The sequence below is a fragment of the Ellagibacter isourolithinifaciens genome, from assembly GCF_008831035.1.
GTDB classification, from domain to species: Bacteria; Actinomycetota; Coriobacteriia; order Coriobacteriales; family Eggerthellaceae; genus Ellagibacter; species Ellagibacter isourolithinifaciens.
The window spans coordinates 1-711 of sequence record NZ_WAJR01000069.1 but is presented as its reverse complement, the minus strand read 5'-3'; the positions used below and the strand labels follow the sequence as shown (position 1 = coordinate 711).

1 protein-coding gene is annotated in these 711 nt (G+C 60.8%); it reads right to left on the bottom strand.

The annotated features are described in order from the left end of the window. Positions 1-36 precede the first annotated feature (36 nt). Positions 37-711, bottom strand: a 675-nt coding sequence (locus F8C90_RS10775; RefSeq protein ID WP_158050499.1) for an IS3 family transposase, incomplete at its 5' end; no start/stop codon positions are given.

The following is a 711-nucleotide window of genomic DNA, read 5'->3' as shown; positions in this document are numbered from 1 at the left end:
AAAGGACCCCGTTCCCTGAACATCGAAAGAAGTGAATCAAGCGGCCCGGCCGAGCCTGTACTCGACTGGGCTGCTTCCGTCCAGGCGCCTCTTGATGCGCACGTTGTTGTACCAGTCGATATACTTCTCCAAATCCCTCTCGAAGATATCGGGGTCGTCTCCCTCCCAATCGTAGTAAAGCTCGGTCTTGACCATCGAGAAGAAGTTCTCAGCCTTCGCATTGTCGAGGCAGTTTCCCTTGCGAGACATGGACTGGACAATCCCCATCCGCTCAAGCGCGAGCCTGTAGGCGGGCATCCGGTACTGCCAGCCCATGTCCGAATGCAGCAACGGGGCGCCTTCGCCATCGAGCCCGCCCTCGAGGCCCGCCAACATCTCGAGGACCATCTTCATGTTCGGGGACCTGGATATCGAGTAGGCGACGACCTCGTCGTTGTAAAGGTCCACCACGGGCGAAAGGTAGAGCTTCGTGCCGCCCACCTTGAATTCGGTGACATCGGTCACCAGCTTGGTCATCGGGTCCTCCGCCTCGAAGTCGCGGGCCAGCAGGTTCGGGGAGGACTTGCCGACCTGGCCCATGTAGGATCGGTACTTCCTGCGTCTGCGGGTCTGGCACACCAGCCCCTCCTCGCGCATGACCTTGAGCACCGTCTTGTCGGCGATGCGGATGCCGGCCGCTTTGCGCAACGCGGTGGCAACGCGTCGGTATCC